At 63.4% G+C, this 19,106-nt stretch carries 22 protein-coding genes; 6 read left to right on the forward strand and 16 right to left on the reverse strand.

The window, feature by feature from the left end; all coding sequences use genetic code 11:
- Positions 1-39 precede the first annotated feature (39 nt).
- From H958_RS43030 to H958_RS47445, 5 genes are read right to left on the reverse strand one after another with little or no spacing between them, the layout of a single operon-like run.
- The gene (locus H958_RS43030; protein ID WP_028058415.1) at positions 40-906 is read right to left on the reverse strand and encodes a tail fiber protein; all 867 of its coding nucleotides are present in this window, start codon (positions 904-906) and stop codon (positions 40-42) included.
- On the reverse strand, positions 906-3,686 hold the full coding sequence (locus H958_RS0108980) for a hypothetical protein (RefSeq protein ID WP_028058416.1): 2,781 nt from the start codon (positions 3,684-3,686) through the stop codon (positions 906-908). The genes H958_RS43030 and H958_RS0108980 overlap by 1 nt, the downstream gene beginning before the upstream one ends.
- Complete coding sequence (locus tag H958_RS0108985; protein ID WP_028058417.1) at positions 3,686-4,411, reverse strand: hypothetical protein; 726 nt, start codon at positions 4,409-4,411, stop codon at positions 3,686-3,688. The genes H958_RS0108980 and H958_RS0108985 overlap by 1 nt, the downstream gene beginning before the upstream one ends.
- A complete protein-coding gene (locus H958_RS0108990; RefSeq protein WP_156027836.1) occupies positions 4,411-5,163 on the reverse strand; it encodes a hypothetical protein in 753 nt (250 codons plus the stop codon). Before H958_RS0108990 ends, H958_RS0108985 begins: the two co-directional genes overlap by 1 nt.
- Positions 5,160-7,223 carry a hypothetical protein gene (locus H958_RS47445; RefSeq protein ID WP_051324001.1) on the reverse strand — a complete coding sequence of 688 codons (2,064 nt, stop codon included), beginning with the start codon at positions 7,221-7,223 and terminating at the stop codon, positions 5,160-5,162. Before H958_RS47445 ends, H958_RS0108990 begins: the two co-directional genes overlap by 4 nt.
- Before the next feature lie 64 nt (positions 7,224-7,287).
- Here H958_RS47445 and H958_RS35995 point away from each other — a divergent pair, with 64 nt between their 5' ends.
- The gene (locus H958_RS35995; RefSeq protein ID WP_037409735.1) at positions 7,288-7,482 is read left to right on the forward strand and encodes a hypothetical protein; all 195 of its coding nucleotides are present in this window, start codon (positions 7,288-7,290) and stop codon (positions 7,480-7,482) included.
- Here the strand turns inward: H958_RS35995 and H958_RS0109005 are convergent.
- From H958_RS0109005 to H958_RS0109040, 8 genes are all read right to left on the reverse strand, one after another.
- Positions 7,479-7,715, reverse strand: a complete 237-nt coding sequence (locus H958_RS0109005; protein WP_156027838.1) for a hypothetical protein — start codon at positions 7,713-7,715, stop codon at positions 7,479-7,481. The two genes, H958_RS35995 and H958_RS0109005, sit on opposite strands and share 4 nt — an antisense overlap.
- 32 nt (positions 7,716-7,747) lie before the next feature.
- A complete protein-coding gene (locus H958_RS0109010; RefSeq protein ID WP_028058420.1) occupies positions 7,748-8,242 on the reverse strand; it encodes a hypothetical protein in 495 nt (164 codons plus the stop codon).
- A gap of 57 nt (positions 8,243-8,299) precedes the next feature.
- Positions 8,300-8,926: a hypothetical protein gene (locus H958_RS0109015; RefSeq protein ID WP_196807288.1), complete on the reverse strand. Its 627-nt coding sequence runs from the start codon at positions 8,924-8,926 to the stop codon at positions 8,300-8,302.
- Between the two features lie 14 nt (positions 8,927-8,940).
- On the reverse strand, positions 8,941-10,353 hold the full coding sequence (locus H958_RS0109020) for a hypothetical protein (protein WP_028058422.1): 1,413 nt from the start codon (positions 10,351-10,353) through the stop codon (positions 8,941-8,943).
- Positions 10,354-10,530: 177 nt separating this feature from the next.
- Complete coding sequence (locus tag H958_RS0109025) at positions 10,531-11,265, reverse strand: hypothetical protein (protein WP_028058423.1); 735 nt, start codon at positions 11,263-11,265, stop codon at positions 10,531-10,533.
- Positions 11,265-11,714, reverse strand: a complete 450-nt coding sequence (locus tag H958_RS0109030) for a hypothetical protein (protein WP_028058424.1) — start codon at positions 11,712-11,714, stop codon at positions 11,265-11,267. Before H958_RS0109030 ends, H958_RS0109025 begins: the two co-directional genes overlap by 1 nt.
- The gene (locus H958_RS0109035; RefSeq protein WP_028058425.1) at positions 11,714-12,124 is read right to left on the reverse strand and encodes a phage tail fiber protein; all 411 of its coding nucleotides are present in this window, start codon (positions 12,122-12,124) and stop codon (positions 11,714-11,716) included. The genes H958_RS0109030 and H958_RS0109035 overlap by 1 nt, the downstream gene beginning before the upstream one ends.
- Positions 12,124-12,969, reverse strand: a complete 846-nt coding sequence (locus H958_RS0109040) for a hypothetical protein (protein ID WP_156027840.1) — start codon at positions 12,967-12,969, stop codon at positions 12,124-12,126. Before H958_RS0109040 ends, H958_RS0109035 begins: the two co-directional genes overlap by 1 nt.
- Positions 12,970-13,000: 31 nt before the next feature.
- Between H958_RS0109040 and H958_RS48155 the strand changes: the two genes are divergently transcribed.
- Both H958_RS48155 and H958_RS0109050 read left to right on the forward strand, forming a co-directional pair.
- Positions 13,001-13,333, forward strand: coding sequence for a hypothetical protein (locus H958_RS48155; RefSeq protein ID WP_231379199.1), 333 nt, complete (start codon positions 13,001-13,003; stop codon positions 13,331-13,333).
- Positions 13,326-14,867 (forward strand): AAA family ATPase, encoded by a 1,542-nt coding sequence (locus H958_RS0109050; protein WP_028058428.1) that lies wholly within the window; start codon positions 13,326-13,328, stop codon positions 14,865-14,867. Before H958_RS48155 ends, H958_RS0109050 begins: the two co-directional genes overlap by 8 nt.
- On the opposite strand, the gene H958_RS0109055 is transcribed toward H958_RS0109050, so the two are convergent.
- From H958_RS0109055 to H958_RS0109065, 3 genes are all read right to left on the reverse strand, one after another.
- A complete protein-coding gene (locus tag H958_RS0109055; protein WP_028058429.1) occupies positions 14,864-15,187 on the reverse strand; it encodes a hypothetical protein in 324 nt (107 codons plus the stop codon). The two genes, H958_RS0109050 and H958_RS0109055, sit on opposite strands and share 4 nt — an antisense overlap.
- Positions 15,188-15,369: 182 nt before the next feature.
- Positions 15,370-15,771, reverse strand: coding sequence for a hypothetical protein (locus H958_RS0109060; RefSeq protein WP_028058430.1), 402 nt, complete (start codon positions 15,769-15,771; stop codon positions 15,370-15,372).
- 28 nt (positions 15,772-15,799) lie between these two features.
- The gene (locus H958_RS0109065; RefSeq protein WP_028058431.1) at positions 15,800-16,318 is read right to left on the reverse strand and encodes a hypothetical protein; all 519 of its coding nucleotides are present in this window, start codon (positions 16,316-16,318) and stop codon (positions 15,800-15,802) included.
- A 502-nt stretch (positions 16,319-16,820) separates the two neighbouring features.
- Here H958_RS0109065 and H958_RS49025 point away from each other — a divergent pair.
- The 3 genes from H958_RS49025 to H958_RS36000 all read left to right on the forward strand — a co-directional run bounded on the left by H958_RS49025 (position 16,821) and on the right by H958_RS36000 (position 19,081).
- A complete protein-coding gene (locus H958_RS49025; protein WP_081685725.1) occupies positions 16,821-17,099 on the forward strand; it encodes a transglycosylase family protein in 279 nt (92 codons plus the stop codon).
- 318 nt (positions 17,100-17,417) lie between these two features.
- Positions 17,418-18,305 (forward strand): collagen-like triple helix repeat-containing protein, encoded by an 888-nt coding sequence (locus tag H958_RS0109070; protein WP_028058432.1) that lies wholly within the window; start codon positions 17,418-17,420, stop codon positions 18,303-18,305.
- 110 nt (positions 18,306-18,415) lie between these two features.
- Positions 18,416-19,081, forward strand: coding sequence for a class I SAM-dependent methyltransferase (locus tag H958_RS36000; protein WP_081685726.1), 666 nt, complete (start codon positions 18,416-18,418; stop codon positions 19,079-19,081).
- Positions 19,082-19,106: the final 25 nt, after the last annotated feature.

Consider the following 19,106-nt stretch of genomic DNA (forward strand, 5'->3'; position numbering starts at 1 on the left):
ATTACGGAGAGATGGCGCCCGGTACCTAGGTGAACTGCCTCATCCCGCGAAGACGAACCAGCGCACGGCAACAGACGGGGGCGTGTTGTCGTGCGTTTCGGTCGCGTCCGCCTCGGTCTGCAAGGGGATGGGATGTCTATGGTCGATGGTGGCGTCGTTGAGCGGAGCGGTCGTAGAACCGAATGCACCACCGCCGACCGTGAGGTTGACGGCGTTCGGATATCCGGTGCCGGAGCCGATCGTCTGACCATTGCCTGCCGTTGCGTGGTTATGCGTCTTATTGACGGTCATCAACTCGCTGAACCCGCCATGGTCGTGCTCCCGGAGTCCCGACTGCGCGGCCGTCAGGCCCACGGCCTCCACGCCCCACTTGTCGCCCGGGAGGCGCTCAGTGAGACCTGGTCCGGTACCGGCGCCCGCTACAGCGCGCCCCTGAGTATCAGGAACACGCGGATTGCCCGAGTCATCGCTTCCATGCGGGTTGCCGTCCGCGATCAGCTTTGCGCGCAGGAGCGGGTGCTTATCTGTGACACCATCCCCATTGCAAGGCAGCCATCTGTCGTTGGGCGCGCTCACCGCCGACGACACCATCTGGCCGACGAAGAGTCCCACCGCCTCGGTTAGGAACCTCCTTCCTTGACCGTCGAACACCTCATCCGCGTCGATCTTCGCCTCTCCGGGCTGCAAGTCCTGGATGGAGTGTCCCTCGGCGTCCTCGATCCTATTGCCGAGGCGCCATACCCCGCGCGTGCGCGTCACACCCCACGTCTCCGCGAGCTTCGGCCATACGAATACGCCCGGTAGTTCCCACACGATGATCTGGATGACGGACCCGTCCTTCAGCGTTCCCTCGATCTTGCGGGTGGCTGGGTCACAGGTAACGATGCGCGCAAACGCGGTGTCCATCAGCCCGTCTCCACCTTGATAGCGCGCTGGAGCCAGTTGGGCGACGTGATGTTGAGATTCGGCGGGTTCGGCGGCGTCGCAGTCGTCGTATCGCGGGTCACACCCTTCTTCGGACCGGTGTTGTTGAAGGCACGGACCATGCCTGCGGACACATCTGAGCCGGTGTCGGTGAGAGATGCCGGAGCCGAGAGAACCGCCTGCGTAGCAAACCCGCTCTCGTAGTCGAACGAGTGTACGACCTCCTCCACGTAGCACTGGAGGTTGTGATCGGGGAACGCGACGAGGCCACCGGGGAAGAGTTCAGGCATGAAGGTGAAGGTGAAGGTGGTGGCGAACTGCTGCGCCCATAGCTGCTGGAAGCGCTGGTAGGCAAGGAACGCCTCGAAGTATGGCGAGCGCACCATCGGCGCCTCTTCGTAGTGCGGACGCACACCATACTTCTGGAGGAACTTGATGACGTAGCTGCGGTCTAGCTCGCCCTTGGTTGCCTCACGCGTTCCACCGTGGGCAAGGCCGGTGCCAGGATCGACTACCTGAGTCGAGGTCTTACCGCCCTTCTCCTCCTGCACCTTTAGTTCTTCTGGGATCCTGACGAATCCGCCCTTGAAGGCGTCGAACATCGTGACTACGCCGCCGGACTGAAGCTTGTCGAGGAAGTTGACCTCAGACGACGTGGCGCCATCCGGTACGATGTCACCAACGACGTAGACATGCGTCGCTAGCGACTCGTCCGACAGCGTGATGCGGCCGTCGAGAATCTCGATGTCGTCAATCTGCCAGTACGGTGTGCGGTGCTTGAAACCACCAAAGTAGTCGGGGAAGAAGGCGTAGAAGTCACCGTTGGGTAGCGACATGAAGTTGCGTAGTGACGCCTCGACCACCTGCTGCACGAACGGGAACAATGGCTGATCGTTCATGAGCGACTTCTGTCCCTGTAGGCCGATCGCCTCGGCCGTCTGCTCCAGGCTCGGAAAGTTCAGGTAGGCGGCGAACGCGCTGGCCATGGATGTATCGCTACCGCCGCTGGTGGGGGAGGACGACCCGCCTCCGGTCGTGCTGTCACTGGACGTGCCACTTCCGTCCGCCGGGATGTCGTCGGGGATAGTGCGGCCTGTGAATGCGACGCCGACGTGAACGTGGTTGAAGTGATTTCCACCCTCAAGGGTTCGCCAGCCCACCTGCACTCGGTGGCCGTACCAGTCGAAGTTCTGTGTGAAGTTGAGCTTCCCGCTCATGGCCATGTTGCGAGCGTCGCTCTGCGAGTACCCGAGGAGCCGCAGTGCGGCTGTAGCGATGTTGTCACCCTTGGATGCGGCCGCCGAGTCGCTTCGCGCGTCGCCACCTACGAGGATGTCGGCCGCGTCTCCCGTGTAGTGGTCCGAGACGTTGCCGCTCGTTGTGAACTGGTCGTGGTTCGTGCCGAAACCGACGACGATCTGTTCGTTGGTAAGACCAGCGAGCACGCTGAGGAACTGCTTGATCGGGTCGCGCATCGGCTTCCCAGGCAGGTTGGCTCCGGGTGCGGCGCTCCAGTTTCCCTTATCAAGGTTCTTCGTCTTCGTCGTGGCGTCGGGCGCCGCACCCCGGGTCGTCGGATCGGTTGGGTCGTCGTGCGCGCCAGGCACCTGAGTGCCTCCAAGGTCCTTGGGTGCGGCATTCATTGCCGCGAACAGAGCCGGGTAGCCACCGGGGTTCCATGGGGTACTCGCGATGGCGCTCGCGATGTCGGGGACACTGCCGTTCTTGAGCGCCTTCAAGATTGCGCCGTAGCGGCCGTTATTCAGCGTCTTCACTGTTGCCTGGAGGCCCTGCGACCAGGACGTATAGATTTTGATATCACCCTGCAAGCCTGTGTTCCCCGCGCCGGGCATGGGCTCGGTTGTGTTGAGAGGGTTGTACCGCGCGTCGTTGATCCAGTGCCCTCCTTCGGCCTTCTCCCACCCGACCAGCGCCTGCATGTTGTCGTTGTTCTGCTGGATCCCGAGCGACTTCAGCAGCGCCGCAGCCCAGGTTGCTTCGGTGTAGCCTCCGTCCGGCGTCGCCGGGACGGTGCCGCTGGCCTGCCCGGTGTCACCGGAGCCACCACCCTGGCCGTACCCCCCGGGGCCGAGCAACTTCGAGAGGAGCGCATCCACCTGGTCCTTTACGGCGTCATTGCTCGACGCGAGTTCGCTGTAGATCGCCGTCATGCGGTCCTTGATCCTGGACGGCAGCGCTTCGATGTAGATGTCCTGAGAGTCCCAATTCCCGACGTGCTTGAGGATCGCGAATAGCAGGGCTCCCATCGATCCGTCGGTAAGCTGCTTGTTGCTTGCTTCGCCTAGGGTCTTCGAGATTGCGTCTGAGTTGAACAGGGTGCCCGTCTGCGGGTTGACGTTCCATCCGTACTTCGCGAGGAAGCCGTTCTGGACGTAGGGGAGGGCCGGGTCCCAGAATGTGTTCAGCAGCCGCTTGAGAGTGCACGACGCGGTAATCTTGATCGTCCCGGGGTAGAGCACCATCGCGTCCGCAGTGTCGAGGTACCCCGTGAACGCTTGCACGGGGTAGCCCTTCAGGCGCGTGAGGTACACCGTAATTGCGTCCATAGGATGGAACGTCGGGAACCCGGGCGCAGTCCAGATCAGGTTCGGATTGCGAAGCTCTAGTTCCAGCGTGGAAGCGGCGTTGACGCGACGGTGAACGTTGCCGCTTACGATGTAGTCGGAGATATCGAGCCCGTCCGGGAACTTGTCGGTGCGGACGTAGGCGTACACCTTGGGGCTGTAGACGAGGCGACGCACTAGCCGACCTTCGGGAACAAGTCGGAGCCGTAGCTGGCCAGGGCCTCGTTGATCGCGCCTAGGGTCGCGTCAGGCGGGTCGGGATCGTCCTCGAAGCGCGGGCCATTCACATCGGTCGCCAGGGAATCTGCACTCCCCTTGGTGATGAAGTCGAGGATGTTCTTGAGCTTGCGGCCCTTGACCTTTTCGTCGGTCATGAGCCAGGATCGGGCCTTTGACACGATGAAGTCAAACTCCCACTCGGGGGAGAACTGAGCCTTCTGCGCACCGCGCTGGATTGACTCGATGTACCCGTCCACGATGATCGTCTGCGTGGATCCGCGCATGTTTCGCGCGGCGTCGAAGCCTCGGCCGAGAACCGTGAGGGTCACGGTCGGCGTCGTCACGTTGTCGTGGTCGCTGTAGAGGATGCTCTTGAGGTGAGAATCACGCACGAACTCTGCGATCCGCTGGTACTGGTAGGAGTCCCCGCTCTGGCCCTTGACGTTCAAGTGGGGCTGCACGAAGTTGTGCGGATAGAAGTCGCGCTTACGCGCGGACTGCGCTGTGGTCCCGGCCATCTCGAAGTCAGCCGTAACGTCGGTGACCCAGAGTCCGATGTGATCGCCAGACTGGTTTATCAGGACGGCATTGCCTCCGTTTGTCTCCGGAGTCGTCCGTGCCCACCTGACCGCGTACCCCTTAGCGATGCTTCCGTTGCGTCCGTCGTACTTCCACTCAGGCATTACGGTGTCTCCACGGTTCCGCGACCGTTGTCGTCGGTTGCGATTCCAGTGTTGTTGCCCGGGAGTGCGGTTCCCTCGTTGGCGAGGAAGGCAGGCTTGGAGTAGTCGGCGTGCAAGTCCTCGAAGTCGCCGTTGGCGTAACTGTCGATGAGCTTGGTGTAGTAGTCGCCCAACTCCCCGAGCGTCTCCTTCGTCTTGGCGTTCGCGTCCGAGTCTCCGCCAAACGGGGAGGAGAAGGGGTTGTCCTCGATGTATCCGATGTCCCCCGTGACGCGGTTGAACTGAGTCGTGTCGATCCCCGTCGTCTGGACGAGCCACTTCAGCGCGTCGTTCATCTTGCGATCGCCCTCAATCACGGCTGCTTCCATACGCCACACGGGAGCAACTACGTCGCGTCCGTAGTGGAACTGGGGGAGCCGCTTGGGCATGATGTGGAGGTGCCAATCTCGGTGGGAGTACTCGAACGTGACCGGCGTCTGGTCAAACCCGCCGCTCTGGGTGGCGAACTGGAGGTAGGAGAGGAACCAGGTGTAGATCGCTTCGATCTGGCGATACGATCTGACGGTGCCTGTGATGGTCAGGTCTGTCGTGTAGGCAGAGAGAATCTGCACGACCTCGCCACCGTAGGTCGGGAACGTCTTCGTGTTCAGGCCGTAGCCCCAGGTGATCTCGTCGGCGCCGGTCGTCACTGTAAGCGGACCGAGCGTTTCGTTCACATGTGCCTGGGAGAAGGTTACGTTGACTGCGCTCATCGGGTCTGGTCCGGCGTCATGACCCGCCTGGACAGTGCCTGCGGATCGAGGTTCGGAACCTGCGTGTAGTCTGACCGGTTGCGAACCGCTGTGCCTCCGGCGCGTGCGATGCTCTCTAGCGCGTTCTTGCCGTAGTCGGAGTCATCCACGGATACCACCTTCAGGAGCTTCGATGCATCGTCGGTGAGTCCGACCGTGACCTTGGTACCTGCCGTGTCCTCGTTGTCCTGTTCGGCCTTCTTCGCCATGATGTCCTTCACGGCGTCCATCCGCTTCTGCGCTGCGTCCTTCGCCGAAGTGTGCGAACCGACCCTTCCCGCCTCCGCGATCTTCTTGATCTCGTCGCCGGAGAAGATGTTCTTGCCGTCAGCGTCCTTTGCGCCGTGCAGGTACTTGCTGAGGTCACCCCAGGTGGACACGCCGTCCGTGGTGCTCGCGAACTTCCCGTTGAGGATGTTCGCTGCCGCTGTCTTGTCACCTCGCTTGAGTGCCGCCTCCACCTGCTGCTGCTGTCCCTCTACAAAGTTCTCTACCTTGGCTCCGGCGACATCGCGCGGGCGGTTGCGCTCCATCTCCTTGATGACCTCGGGGCTTACTCCAAGCTGCGCGGCGACCTGGGCCACGCCCTGGTCGTAGCCTGTGACCCGGGTGACAGCGCCGGTTTCCCTATCCGTGTACGTCTTAGTTCCGAAGCCGGAGAACATCCCGATCATGCGGTGCACGGAGTCGGAGTTCATCTGGAGGCGCTGGCCAGCGGTTAGTGCCCCCTGCGCCTGCGGTAGGAGCCCGTACTTCGACATACCCATCGCCTGAACGAACCCGTTCTCGGAGAGGCTCTGCTGGATACGCGGGTCCATGCCCGTGATCGCGGCTGACTGCACGGCGAAGTTCGCGCCCTGGGCGAACGTTCCGCCCATCTTCTGGGTAGCGTTGCCGATCTCGATTAGCTGCTGCTGGAGATCCTTGAAGTTGACGCCTGCTGCGCGAGCCGCCTCGGGGACGTCCTTCAGGGTGTTGACGAACTCCTTGACGGAGGTCGCGCCATATCGAGTCGCCTGGTCGATGGCCTCGGCGTTCATGCCCGTGTCCATGCCCGGATAACGCTGCTTCATGTACTTCAGGCCCTCGTACATGCGGTCGCGCGCGCCACCCTCGACCCACCCACGGCCGTAAAGCTGCTGCCTGATCTCCTTAGAGTCGTTGCGCGAGAACCCGGGAGAGAATACGGACGAGGCCCAGTCCTTAGCCGACTCCGTGATGCCGTGCCTACCTGCTTCGGAGAACAAGCCGGAGCCGGGCAGAAGGAACCCGAATCCAGAGGTGCCCACGAGCGGAATCTTGTCGAAGAACCCTGTCCCGTCGATCTGATCGGCGCGTCCCCATCCGGCTTCCGCGTTCTGTTCCGCTGTCCCTTGACCCATCCGGGCGTTCAGCGCGCGGTTGAGGAACCAGGTCTGTGCGGCCTGAGCGCCGAAATTGCTATTGACGAACTGCTTGCCTCGGCGCCCCCACGGTCCGTTGATCTGGTACCGAAGCCAGTCCTGCCAGCCACCACCACCTGGACCCGGTCCTCCCGGTCCTCCGGGTCCTCCACCGCCGTAGCCACCGCCGCCGCCGCCGCCACCACCACCACCCCCGCCGGTAGTCGCCCAGCCGCCGCCCCCGTATGGGACGGGCATTACCTCCGTAGGCACCACGTCAGCATCGGCGTACTCAGCCGCCTGAGCGAGCTTCGCCGCCGTGGCTACCGCGCGCGAGCCGTAGAACGACAGAGGAACGATATCGGTGGAGTACTTCGCCTGTTCCCGCATTGTCTCTTGCCCCGATGAGGCGTGTTCCATGCTTGGCTTGCCCGTGCCCTCAGCCTTCGCGCGAGAGGCGTTGGCGAACTGCTCTGACATGGCCGCATGTGCGTCAAGAGTCCCCGGCGTGCTCACGCGGGACATCGCTGCCAGGGAGGCGTTGATGCCCTTCAACTGGATGATGAACTCCTGCATAGCCGCCCCGGACTGCTGACTCAGAAGAGACAGTGAGATATCGATCTGGTTGTCGGCAGGCATGTGTACTGGTTACGTGTAGGATGGGCACTTGATCTACAGGACTCGCCCGTGATAGACTCGTGTCGTGAACGAGAACAACGATGGACTTCCAGGCCACATCCTTTTTGCGTGCATCGTCGTCTTCTGCATTGCCATACCGGTGATGATCCCGTTCTTTCTCATGATGTTCGCGGCGGTGACGGTGGCCCACTTTGGGTGGCCCCCGTTGAAGCGCCGGATTGATGACTGGCTGGATCGCCAGCAGCGCCGGTACCGCTAGTCGTCTAGCTCGAAGACCCCACTGGCGGCGGCCTGCTCCAGCATCGCCTTGAACTCCGGCGAGCCAGGCTGAACCCAGTCCACGTCCTCGTCGGCGGGGAACTCCTCGTCCTCGTTCTTCTTGCCGTAGAGGGCCTTCCACATCTCCGGACTGTTGGCGAAGACCATGCCCTCGATACCGGCTTCCAGGGCGCTACCGATGAGTTCTCCGCGTTCCTCGTGCTCGGCGTTCATCAGCCGAGACACGTAGAACATCTGGAGACGTCCTAGGCCGCCTCGGGGGCCAGTTCGTCGGTCGAGATACCCAAGTCGCTCAACGAACTGAGCCCTGGCAAGAAAGGCGCCGGGCTCGGCACGTGAAAATCCTGCATCGCCTCCCTGGCCGCCAACTCGCGACGCTGTAGGGTGACGAACTCAGTGAACAGACGCTCCCCGAGCGTCCAGGTGTAGGTGCTGGTCCAGTAGCGGAAGCGCGCACGCGCGAACTCCACAGCGTCTACCTGGACGCGCGGGCAGTAGTCGTGCTTGCCGTCGATCGCATCCACAGAGAGGGCGATGTTCGCCCATGCCCAGGACTTTGCCTGGGCCAGCGTCTCGACATACTCCTTCGTGACGACGGCGGCGGCAAGCTCCTCGTCGCCCTTGAGGGTCCGCATGGTGTAGGCGCTGCCCCACACGCGGTACTCGTCGGAGATGTACCCGTACATCTCTAGCTGTTCGATGTCCTTCTGGACATCTTCGGGAATGGCTTCGAAGCTCACTGGACTCTTTCGTTGACAGAACTAGGAAAGCCCTCCGGAGAGGGCCTTCGGAGGGACTTAGGAGGTTGCGAAGAGGTTGGCGGACGGCACGCCCTTGACGATCTTGCCGTTGCTGATGTTCCAACCCTGAGGCGGACTCCACGCAGGAGCGTTGTCGTTACGGCCACCGCGCGTGAGATGCGTGTACATGAAGGTCACTTGCTTCATGACCTGGAGGGTGGAGACATCGATCGTTTCGCCGTCTGCTACATCGGAGATGACGACGTTGTGATACTCCTCGGTGTACGCTGCGGGCTTAGTGCCATTTAGACTCGGCGGGGCGACGTACTTGACCATCGTGATCGGGCTGGCCGTGTTGGCTACCCTCTGGAAAATCTCCACGATGTCCACTGCGCCTGCGATGGTGGATAGTTCATCCCACACGCGCTGGCCGTAGCGCTCGAATAGCTCGACCACAATCGTGCCCGGTCCCATCGCGGCCGGAGTGACAATCTCAACGGCGTACGGGGAGTCCATGGGGTGGATCGGGGTCGCCGCAGCTACCGGGCGGCCAGTTGTGTGCTGAATTTGGTGCGCGAAGCCGATTAGCGTGTCGTTGAAGTGCAGGTACGTGAAGCCGGAGCCACCCACGCGCGTACGGGCTGTACGCACGCTGACGTCAGATGTTGCGGTAGAGAGTGCCATATGTCAGTTGCCCTTTAGGAGGTGACGACGTTCTCGACACCCGTGGAGGACAGGTCGATGGAGAACTTGATGTTGACGTAGTTGACCGGGAACGCCGGGAGGTAGGAGAACCGCACTTCGAAGGTCGTAGGCTGCGCGGTAAGCTGCCTCACCTGCACATTGCCGTAGTTCACGATGGTCTGGTCGCCACGGAGTGCCTCCAGCACTCCGATGATGGTGGACTTGATCGTGTACGGGGCCTGCGCATCGGCGATGATCTTGCCGATGATCTTTGTGTCTACAGTCGTACGCAGTGACTCCACCATCCGGTGCTGGGAGCGGACTACCGATACTTCCTGGTACTGCTCTGCCGTCGTGTCGAGCGTGATGCCGTGACGGACGAACAGCCCGTTGCCCTTCTGCTCGATGACCATGAGGCCCGCCGCTGCGTCGTCGTTCTTGTCCTGCTTCGAGCGCGTGTCGGTAGCCGAGAGGAACCCGGAAATCTGCGAACGTGTGAGGCTTTGCTGCGTCGGGCGAGACGCGAGCATCCCGGCGATGGCCGCCGCCATGTACTGAGCGCCGACCGGTACCGTGCCGCCAACTGAGTCAGGACGCGGGCGCAGGAAGGAGGCGGTGTTGATGAGGACGGACTGTCGGGCTAGCTCGCCGCCGTAGCGTGCTGCGAGAGCACCCGCGTCGTTGCGGAGACTGGTCTTCGTCGCGTAGTTCACCGCGTCTGCCGTACGATCCTCACCGAAGATGGTGACCGAGTACTGGTCGTTGTCCTTGAGGAACTTCATGTGGTCCTGGAACTTCTGGGCGATTCCAATCCAGGTGGTGTTGTCGATGCCTTCTACGGTGCTCTGCCCGACGACCGGGACGAAGACGTTGATGTCCTCGATGTCACGCAGGCCGTAGAGCGTGTCCGACCACACGGCAGGGTTCGATGTCGCCTTAGCCGTGGAGGACGTGCCGATGATCGGTGCCTCCTTCGCCGTAGCGACGTTCCCCGGCGTGGAGCGGGTGTACAGCGGCTGGCAGATGACGAACCGTGCGCCGTTCTCTAGGGCGACCTGCGCAGCGTAGGTAAGCTGCGAGAAGATCGCACCGTTCTTCCATGCCGGGCCGAAACGATCAGCGATAGACCCGAGGTCTTCAAGCAAGATCGCGTCGAAGTAGTCGGAGGGGACGTACTGGTACGTGACGGCAACGAGGGTGTGGTCCGGAATCTTGCCGTCGCCGCCACTCGGGGCCACACGACTGATCGTCTTCGCCGTCAGGTCAACGGTGTAGTCGTTGGCCGAGCGGTAGGTGCCATCGAGATTGACTGCCTGGCCAGGATACAGTACGTCGGCAACCGAGGTGACACCGACCAGGACAGCACCCGCCGGTAGTCCGGGGAGCGGCGTCGGCGTCGTGCCGCTGAGCAGAATGTCGGGGTCCACCCGCGCAACGAAGCCCTGAGCAGAACCAACTACGGCAACGCTCGCGGGGACCGCTAGTAGGGGGGATACGTTCGGTGAGACATCTTCGTCTACCGTTACGCCAGGGGGTCGATAAGCAAGTGCCATGATCTAGTTAGTCCTCGTATGTTGTGTAGGCGCCGTCTCGGGAAAGTAAGGTCAGACCCACTCGCCGGTATCGGTCGCTCCAGTCGGCTCGGTTTCCAAGTCCTCGATCCACGGGTAGATCGGGACGCGACGGACGTAGTCACCCGAGCGGTTCTCGGGCGGCACGGAGTAGAACTCTCCAGTTACAGGCGCGCGGTACTGGACGATGTACAACTGCTCGTCCTCGGACTGCCACGGGACGGGCGCCTGTGTCTCCCCGAACCCGGAGACCTTCTTAGAGACGTCGATGAAGTGCCACCTCGCGTCCGGCACGTTGTCTTGGTCGGCGTACACGGCGTTGAAGAAGTTGTTGGTGTAGTCCGAGATCGTTCCCATGGTGAGGGTCTGGACCACTGTGTCCGACATGAGGTCACGGTCGAGGTTCGAGAGCGCATAGATTGCGAACTCCAGGTCACCCGTGAAGATGTTGTGGAGCATGCGCATCGGGATGAGGTCGTCGTCCTCTACGAAGATCATTTCCTGGTGACCAACGCCGACGCTCTGGATGTCGCGCTCGAAGAAGCGCACGACGACGCAGGGGTAACGGTCCTTGTCTCGCGGCCACTCCAGCGTCACCTTCACGCCCTCAGTCCCGTGCGTTCCGTCCTGCCGCGCGACGGGCGTCGTGCGGAGGGCGTCATCCGGGTGGTTGGCGAAGACGCGTGCGAGTCCATCCTGGACGGAGGACTTGAGGAAGGTCTTGTACTTGACCGTCTTCTCAGGCAGGTAGCGGGGCAGGAGTGACATCAGATGTCGAGTGAGGTCTGACCGTTAGGTTCGTTGGGGAAGAGATCCATCTGGATCTGGCCGGAGGCGGGTTCCTCACGGTTAGCTGCGTAGTTGGAGAAGTAGTTGCGTCCGTTGCGTGCCTCTCCGACGATGAGGCCGACGAGGAGGTAGTCCTTCTCCACGACCGCCTGACGCATCGCGTCGTGGCCGATCTGACGCATGGCCTGGCGCCATTTGCGGTTGTTGCCGTAGAGGAGGGCGGCGTCGTACTCGACGCAGAGCCCGCGCCCCGGGACTACCTCGGACTTGACCGACGCTTCGCGCCAGACGTTGCTCGCGTGTTCCACGAGCCCAAGGAGGCGCGGATCACGGTTGGCGATCTCGGCGGCGTGGCGCGAGATGACTGCGTGTACCTCTGCGATCGTCGTCGCCGTGGGTGCGATCCCATCGAAGCTAAGCTGCGGCATCAGGCGATGGCGAAGCTGACGTTGAAGGATGTGAACTGGAGGAAGTCCCCGGTGTTGAGGCGTCGGGGTGTCGTCAGCGGCTCCCACGCCAGCATGTGACCGCTCGATAGCGCGTCAAAGATGCCTACGGCCACCACCGTGGGCCATGGGCTTGGAGCGGTATCCGAACCGGTCCCTAGCGACGGGAAATAGACGTTGCCGGAGAGGGAGCGGGGTGAGCCCATTCCGGCCCACGCCAGGGCGAACCGCGTGTACTTGCCTGCGGTCGCGATCGTAAGCTCCGTGCCGCCACCGTTGGCGGCGGGCATGGAGGAGAAGAGTCCGGCGTAGAGGGTCGTCGGCGGGGTATAAGTTGTGGCTCCCGTAACGTGGTTGACGAGAGCGGTCTTGAGGAAGTCAGAAATGGGCATCAGTAGTAACCGCGTCCTACGGTCCGGACGCGGAGAGGTGCGGGGAGGAGACGACCGGCCTTCGTATCCACGAGCATCGCGGAGTGACCGAAGCCGACGAAGCGACGCTTGAACATCGCGGCGTTACGCTGGTAGGTGTCCTTCTCTAGCTGGTAGATCGTGCCCCAGCGCTGGAGGTAGTCACGACGGTCCTGGTAGGGAGCGTTCATCCCCTGCGGTGCTGCCTGTTCGACGTAGGAGCGCATGAGGTGACGCACCACCGGGAGGAAGACGCACTCGGCCAGGAGGGGAAGGTCGGCGGTCGGGTCACCGGGACCGGCGAAGAAGTAGTCCACTGTTAGCTGCGTGCGGACAGGCGGGGACTCGTTCAACTCGAAGAGCCCCTCCCCGATGAAGCTCGTCATCTTCGCTTCGTTGAAGTAGTTGAGGGTCATGTCCCTGAGGTAGGGACCCTCGTCTTCAGCGTCGAAGCAGTCCTCAAGCTTCTTCCAGACATACGTGCCGACTACCTCTGCGTATGAGGGAGCGGGCGGATCGAAGGGGTTGATGACGCGGAAGTCCTGGCGGGTGGAGCGCTTGGCTCCGTTCGCCAGGGTGAATGTTGCGGCGACCTTGTACTGGCCGATTAGGGATGTTGCGTTGTAGATCAGCGTCCCGGCGCCGTCGTCATCCAGGATGCCTTCTGCGTGATGAACCTGACCTTCGGGGTCCTGGATCGTGAAATCCACGGACAGGAGGTCGTCCGGGTTCATCGGGGTGTCTTCGGCGTCGTACAGCGTCGTGTGTAGCTCGGCGCTGTCGCCCGAATTGACGAGGACTACTTCGCGATCGAATCCCAGAGACATGTCATCCCTTACCCCCACGAAGGAGCCACCCTTGAGGTACGTCCCCGTCCGTTTCGAGGAGATCAACAGCGCCGGTAGCGTCGGCTGGCTAGCGACGAGCCATGGCTACGGAGTGATCGACACCAACTCGGGCAAGCTCACCTCGGTCAACGCGTTCTCCTCAGCCGAGGCCGTGGCCGAGTTCAAGCGCCTGAACGAGGCAGAGACGGTCCGCGCACACTGGCCGGACGCGCGTGACCCTGAGGTCGTCGCCATGGTGGCCGATGAAGAGTGGGGCAAGCCCGACGAGGAAACCTACGTCTACCGGGTCCACCGCGCTTCCGAGGTCATCGCGCGGCGGCGCGCCCAGGAGTCTCATGCCTGAACTGAACGCACCACCCATCGACACGTACGAGCAGCGGCGCAAGGCGAGGGGAAACGCCAAGCCCGACGTGCGAGAGAAGCCGTGGACGGACATCAACGCGGCTCGACGGGAGCTATTCGAGGACGGCTCGGAGTTCCGTCCTACGAGCCGTGACGAGATCGTCGGCATCGACAACGTCCTGGAGCGCGTCGACCGGGTGGTGCATTGGCTGGCCAACGCCAAGGACTACCTAGTGCACGGCGCGCGGATCGAGCCGGGAATCATCCTGGAAGGCTTGCCGGGCACCGGCAAGACCTCTGTGTGCCGCTACATCGCCACCGCGTCCGGGGCGCACTTCATCAACGTACGCGACTGGCCACATGCCGGAGCGCTCTACACGGACACCGACATCCGGGAGTTGTTCAATGCTGCACGGGCGCACTACGCCGCGACCGAGCAGCCGGTCATCCTGTTCTGGGACGAGTTCGAGAACGCCGCCGTCGAGCGCGGCGCCGCGAGCCCCGAGCAGGTGGCGACCGTCTCCCAGCTAACGGCCGAGCTTGACGGCATCCACGGCAAGAACGAGGGCCTTCTCCTCGTCGGCTGCACCAACTACATCTACGGCATCGACGCCGCCTTGAAGCGCCCGGGGAGGATGGGGCTCCAGATCGAGTTCCATGCTCCCGATCGCCGGGGCAAGCGGCTGATCCTGGAGCACTACCTCGCCGGGTACAACACGCGCGACGCGATCGACACGGAGACGCTCTCATTCTTCTTCGATCAGAACGCCACGGCAGCCGACATCGAGGAGGCGTGCGTCGAGGCGTGGACCTTCGCCGTGCACCGGGCGCTCCAGGCAGAGAACGCGGCCGTGGCTCCCTTCCTGACGCAGGCCGATCTCATCAGCGTGTTCATCACACGTCTCGTCGGACCGCCGGTCTCGTTCCTGAACCTCAACGACGACGCCCGCCTGCGGGTCGCAATCCACGAAGTCGGTCACGCCCTCGCTGCGTGCATCTTCGGGGTGCCCATGCGGCTCATCACGGTGCAGCCGGGCAAGAAGTCGCTTGGTCGCGTGATGACCGCCGAGGTGGAGGATCACATTGCCACCGTGGAGGAGATGGAGGACCACATCCGCGTGTCGCTGGGGTCGCTCGCGGCCGAAGAGGTCACCGGGCACCCGACGCTGCTCGGAGCACGTGGAGACGTAGCGCAGGCAAACCAGATGGCCGCGCGACTCGTGGACTCGCTGTACTCGGGTCGGCGCACGGGGCTGTTCCACTCCGGCCAAGCGGGGGACTATCGCGCGAGCGGGGGTGGAGGCGTCTTCTCGAACGTGTCCGACGACTCCAAGCGCTGCTCGGACTTGGACATCCGCGAACTACTAGATGACGCGCTGGCAGACGTGCGCGCCGCGCTCGCGAACGTGGGGGAGGGCTATCTCCGCGCCATCGCAGAAGAGGTGAACACTCGCGTGACGTTGACCGGCGCCGAGTTCGCATCCGTCGTCACCGCCGTCACGGGTGTGACGAATCTCACGCAGTACCGGGCCTAGGTGTTGTGGATCTTCCAGGGCGTCACGCGCCCGTTCCCTTCCTTGAGGGCGAAGACCGCCGCGAGATTGCCGTGCTTACCAATCGTGCGTGCTAGCTGCTTGACGTGCGAGTCCATCACGGGCGTCTCGTCGGCATAGGCCACCACGAGATCGTGTAGCTGCGGCTCTTCTCCGGGCCAATGCGCCCATTTGCCCGGATCCAGGAAGGCATGGTGGAGGGGCTGGTCGCCGTTGACCAGCGCGTGCTGGGCGTCCTGCGCCAGGCTCGGCGCATGTGGCACCCGGGGGATCATGATGACGTACTTGGCTACACCGGTCATTCGGTCTTTACAGGCCCGCGAGAGGGGTCTATCATGCCGTCGCGTTAGTCGGCTGCCTTTTCCCTATCCGAGGGAGGTCTATTGGAGTCACACGAGTTCAGATAGACGCTGAGCCCCGGCATCGCTTCAGCGTCATGCGAAGCTCACAAAGCAGGAGGCCCGGTGAGAACCGGGCCTCTCTGTCATGCGGACTTCTTAGCCGCAGGCTTGCGGCGCTGCTGCGGCTTGGAGGCGGGCTTAGCCGGTACAGGCTCGGGGTCGGCCGCCTCGGGCTCCTGAGGGGCCTCAGCGGGCTCCTCAGAGGCTGTCTCCGGCTCCTCGCGAGGGAAGAGTCCGGTGGCGTTCTCGTGCAGGGGGTCGGCCCCACGCGATAGTCCCTCCGACAGGTTCAGTGGAGTGCCCTCTACAGCCGCGATCTTCGCGCGGCGCTCCTCCACGAAGGGCCATAGCTCTTCGAAGCCTTCGAGGTCGGCGGCACTCGCGATCACCGCGTGGTTGCGCGCTGCCGACTCGATCAGGTGGGAGTGAGCATCGGCCTTGGTCATCAGGCGTAGCTCGTTGTCAGAGAGAATCTGCTCAGACATGTGTCTCCTTGGTCGTGTTGGTACGGCCTTAGTCCTGCTGGATGCCCAGGATGGACGTGAGGTCGGTGCCGCTCTTCGCGGCATCGTCTGAGGCCATCAGGGTGGCCATCTCGTTGTCGGAGCCCGTGAAGTTGCTGGACACGTTCGGTCCGACCGACTTGGGTAGCGTGCGCTGGATACCGCCGTCGCGGCCCGGCTTGATGACGACGTTGCCGTCTTCGGTCTGAGCGACTACGACGCCCTGATCCTCGATCAGCACCTCCATCTCCACCGACTCCTGGCCGATTAGGTCTAGTGCAGGGTGGACAGCCTGCTGGTTCGTGGCCTGCTTCTCGAACACCTTGATGGCCTCACCCTGGGAGACAAGCTCTACCAGGAGGCCGATGTTCAGGAGGATGGCCGGGTCCTTCGCCTCATCGCTCGTGATGGGCTGAAGGTCACCGCGCATGCCACGCGGAGGGAACTCGATGCGCCGCCCTGACTGGAGCCTTAGGCTCGCGGGGGAGGCGTAGAGGTTGCGAAGGTACTTCTGCGTGCTACGTGCCATTGGGGATTGATTCTCCTTGACGATATGGACACTCGACTGAGGCCGTCCATGCGGACGACCGACATGCTGCTGTCCTTTACGCCCGCGATCATCACCACAATGCTGCGAGAACATTCGCGGTCCCATCCACAATCGACCCAAGGAGGGTCCACCGGCCACGGCCCGCGCGCTGGGGAAGCGAGACGCGGGAGATATGGCCGAGGACGTTATGCCTAGTTCACTTGTAGTCGCGGGAGCCATCGCATTCAGTGCTGCCGCGCCCACCACACCTCACGCCACGGTTAGCTCCGAGTGCTCCAAGCCCCTTGAGGCACACTACTCAACCGCCTACCACCGCGTGGCACGCCGGTTCGGTCACCACGTGCCGGGACGCAACATCCGCAAGCTCGGTGTCCGCTACCGAGGACACGACCACAGTTACCACGTACGGCAGGCACGGTGTCACGAGCTTCGCAGGAGCCTACGCCAGCTTCGCAAGTTCACTCGCCCCACTGGGGTACCCATGCTCACCCGCCGCGCTGCGCAGCCTCGCCTCGCGCCAGGTGGCGTGTGGACGGCCTCATACAAGGCCAACCTCCCTTGGTGCACCTGGGGACCGGAGAGCGGCGGTGACTACCGCGCCTCGAACGGCACCCACTTCGGCAAGTACCAGTTCGACCTACGGACATGGCGTAGCGTCGGGGGTACGGGTAGCCCCCTTGACGCCCCGCCCGAAGAGCAGGACTACCGCGCAGCGCTCCTCTACGCGCAGCGCGGAGGCCAGCCGTGGGTCAACTGCTAGCGCTCTTGCAGTCCTGAGCACTCACGGCTAGACTGCCGCCGTCTCCTGACTAGAGACCCGGTTCGCCCAAGAACCGGTATGCGCCCGGGTGGGTTCGTTTTGGCTCAACGACGCCCATTTTCCTGGCGACAGACCCCGGCTCCGGCCGGGGTCTTGTCGTTCTGGTGTCGTATGGACGGATGTCCGACTTGCCTACGCGGGCGGAGTGACTAAGGCACCGGGCCATTAGGGAGAGTCAATTCGAAGTAGTTGACTTCGCTCCAGTGGCGCTGATAGTGTCGTAGCGAAAGTTCAAGGACGACCCCAGGGAGGGTTTACGTGAAGAAGTACCTCAAGCCGGGATGGATCCTCGGCATCATCGCAGTAGTGCTGGCGGGCTCGGGCTCGGCCGTCGCCGCCAGCGCGATCACGGGCAAGGACGTGAAGAACGGCTCCCTGACCGGAGCCGACATCAAGAACCGCTCGCTGACGACCGCCGACCTGTCAACGGCGTCGATCAAGTCGCTCACGGGCAAGTCCGGCGCGACGGGGGCCACGGGTGCCACCGGCCTCCCGGGCGCGACCGGCGCGAAGGGCGACACCGGAGCCCAGGGTCCGCAGGGCCTCCCCGGCACCGCTGCGGCGAAGGGCGACACGGGCGCGCCCGGTCCCAAGGGCGACAAGGGCGACGCTGGTGCTGCCGGGGCAACTGGCGCGCAGGGTCCCGCCGGTCCGGGCGTCGGCGTTGTCGGCCCCGTGCACCTGAGCGACCAGGACGACCACGCCTGTGCGGACGCCAACGGCCAGGAGACATGGGCCAAGACCGCCTCCGATCGCTTCTACGCGGTCAAGCCGCTGGATGACGGCACCGGCTACCTGGTGACCCGCTACGACACCAAGGGAACGTTCACGGCCAACGTCGGCGCCAAGAACCCCGGCTCCGGCTGTGACGACACGTTCACCAGCGCCACCACCGGCACCTGGAACGGCGTGTGGACGAAGAAGGTCACGAGCGACATGACCGGCTTCGACTACAACCCCGATGCGACACTGCCCGAGTCGGGCAGTTGGAGTGCGTTCCTGACGGCGGCGTTCGGCCTGGCCCCCGATGCCGACCCGGCAACGATGTCGTACGAGTTCGACTATTCCGCCTGCGGCCATCACTGGCGCGACGCGTACTACGACGGCGCGTTCTCGGGCTCGGGCACGATCACCGACTGCAACTAGCTGGTACGCTCCTCCGCGTGTGAGGAGCAGGGGAGGGAACGACGAAGGCCCGCCAAATGGTGGGCCTTCGTTCGTCGTAGCCGTAGATCCTCAACAGGAAGGACCCGGTAATGGATCGGGCATACGTGCGCTACCGTGCGCGTCGAGCGTACCTCGCCGGTCGGCGGACGCTTGGCGTCGTCATACTCGACCGGGCGACAGGTCTCGATACGTCGCGCGAGATGGATCTCAAGAACGTCGGCCTGGCTCACCCGGAGCGCGTGCGCTACGAGCCGACAGGCTGGATTGACCTGCTGCGTACCTTCCGCGTCTGTCGCCCACAGCCGGGCGACGTACTGCTCGACTACGGATGCGGCAAGGGACGGGTGCTCGTCACGGCCGCTCGGCGCGACTTCGCGCGCGTCGTCGGCGTGGACATCTCACCCGACCTGTGCGACGTCGCGCGGGCGAACCTTCAGGTGGACCGCTCGCGCCGCCGCTGCGGTGCGATCGAGGTCGTGGCCGCCGATGTCACTGAGTGGGATGTCCCGGACGACGTGACCGTAGTGTTCATGCACAACCCGTTTCGCGGCGAGGTGTTCGACAAGGCGCTCGCGCGCCTCTTTGCCTCACTGGAGCGCAACCCGCGTCGGATTCGCGTCATCTACCGCATCCCGATGGAGGAGCAGCGGCTGGTCGCGACAAACCGTGCACGGCTCGTGCACAGCTTCGTCGGTCTCCGGCCCGGTCGCACGTGGTCGCGGAAGATGGGGACGCGGGTCTACGAACTCGCGTAGGTAGGTGACCCCTGGAACGACAAAG

Source organism: Candidatus Solirubrobacter pratensis (assembly GCF_000425945.1).
GTDB classification, from domain to species: Bacteria; Actinomycetota; Thermoleophilia; order Solirubrobacterales; family Solirubrobacteraceae; genus Solirubrobacter; species Solirubrobacter pratensis.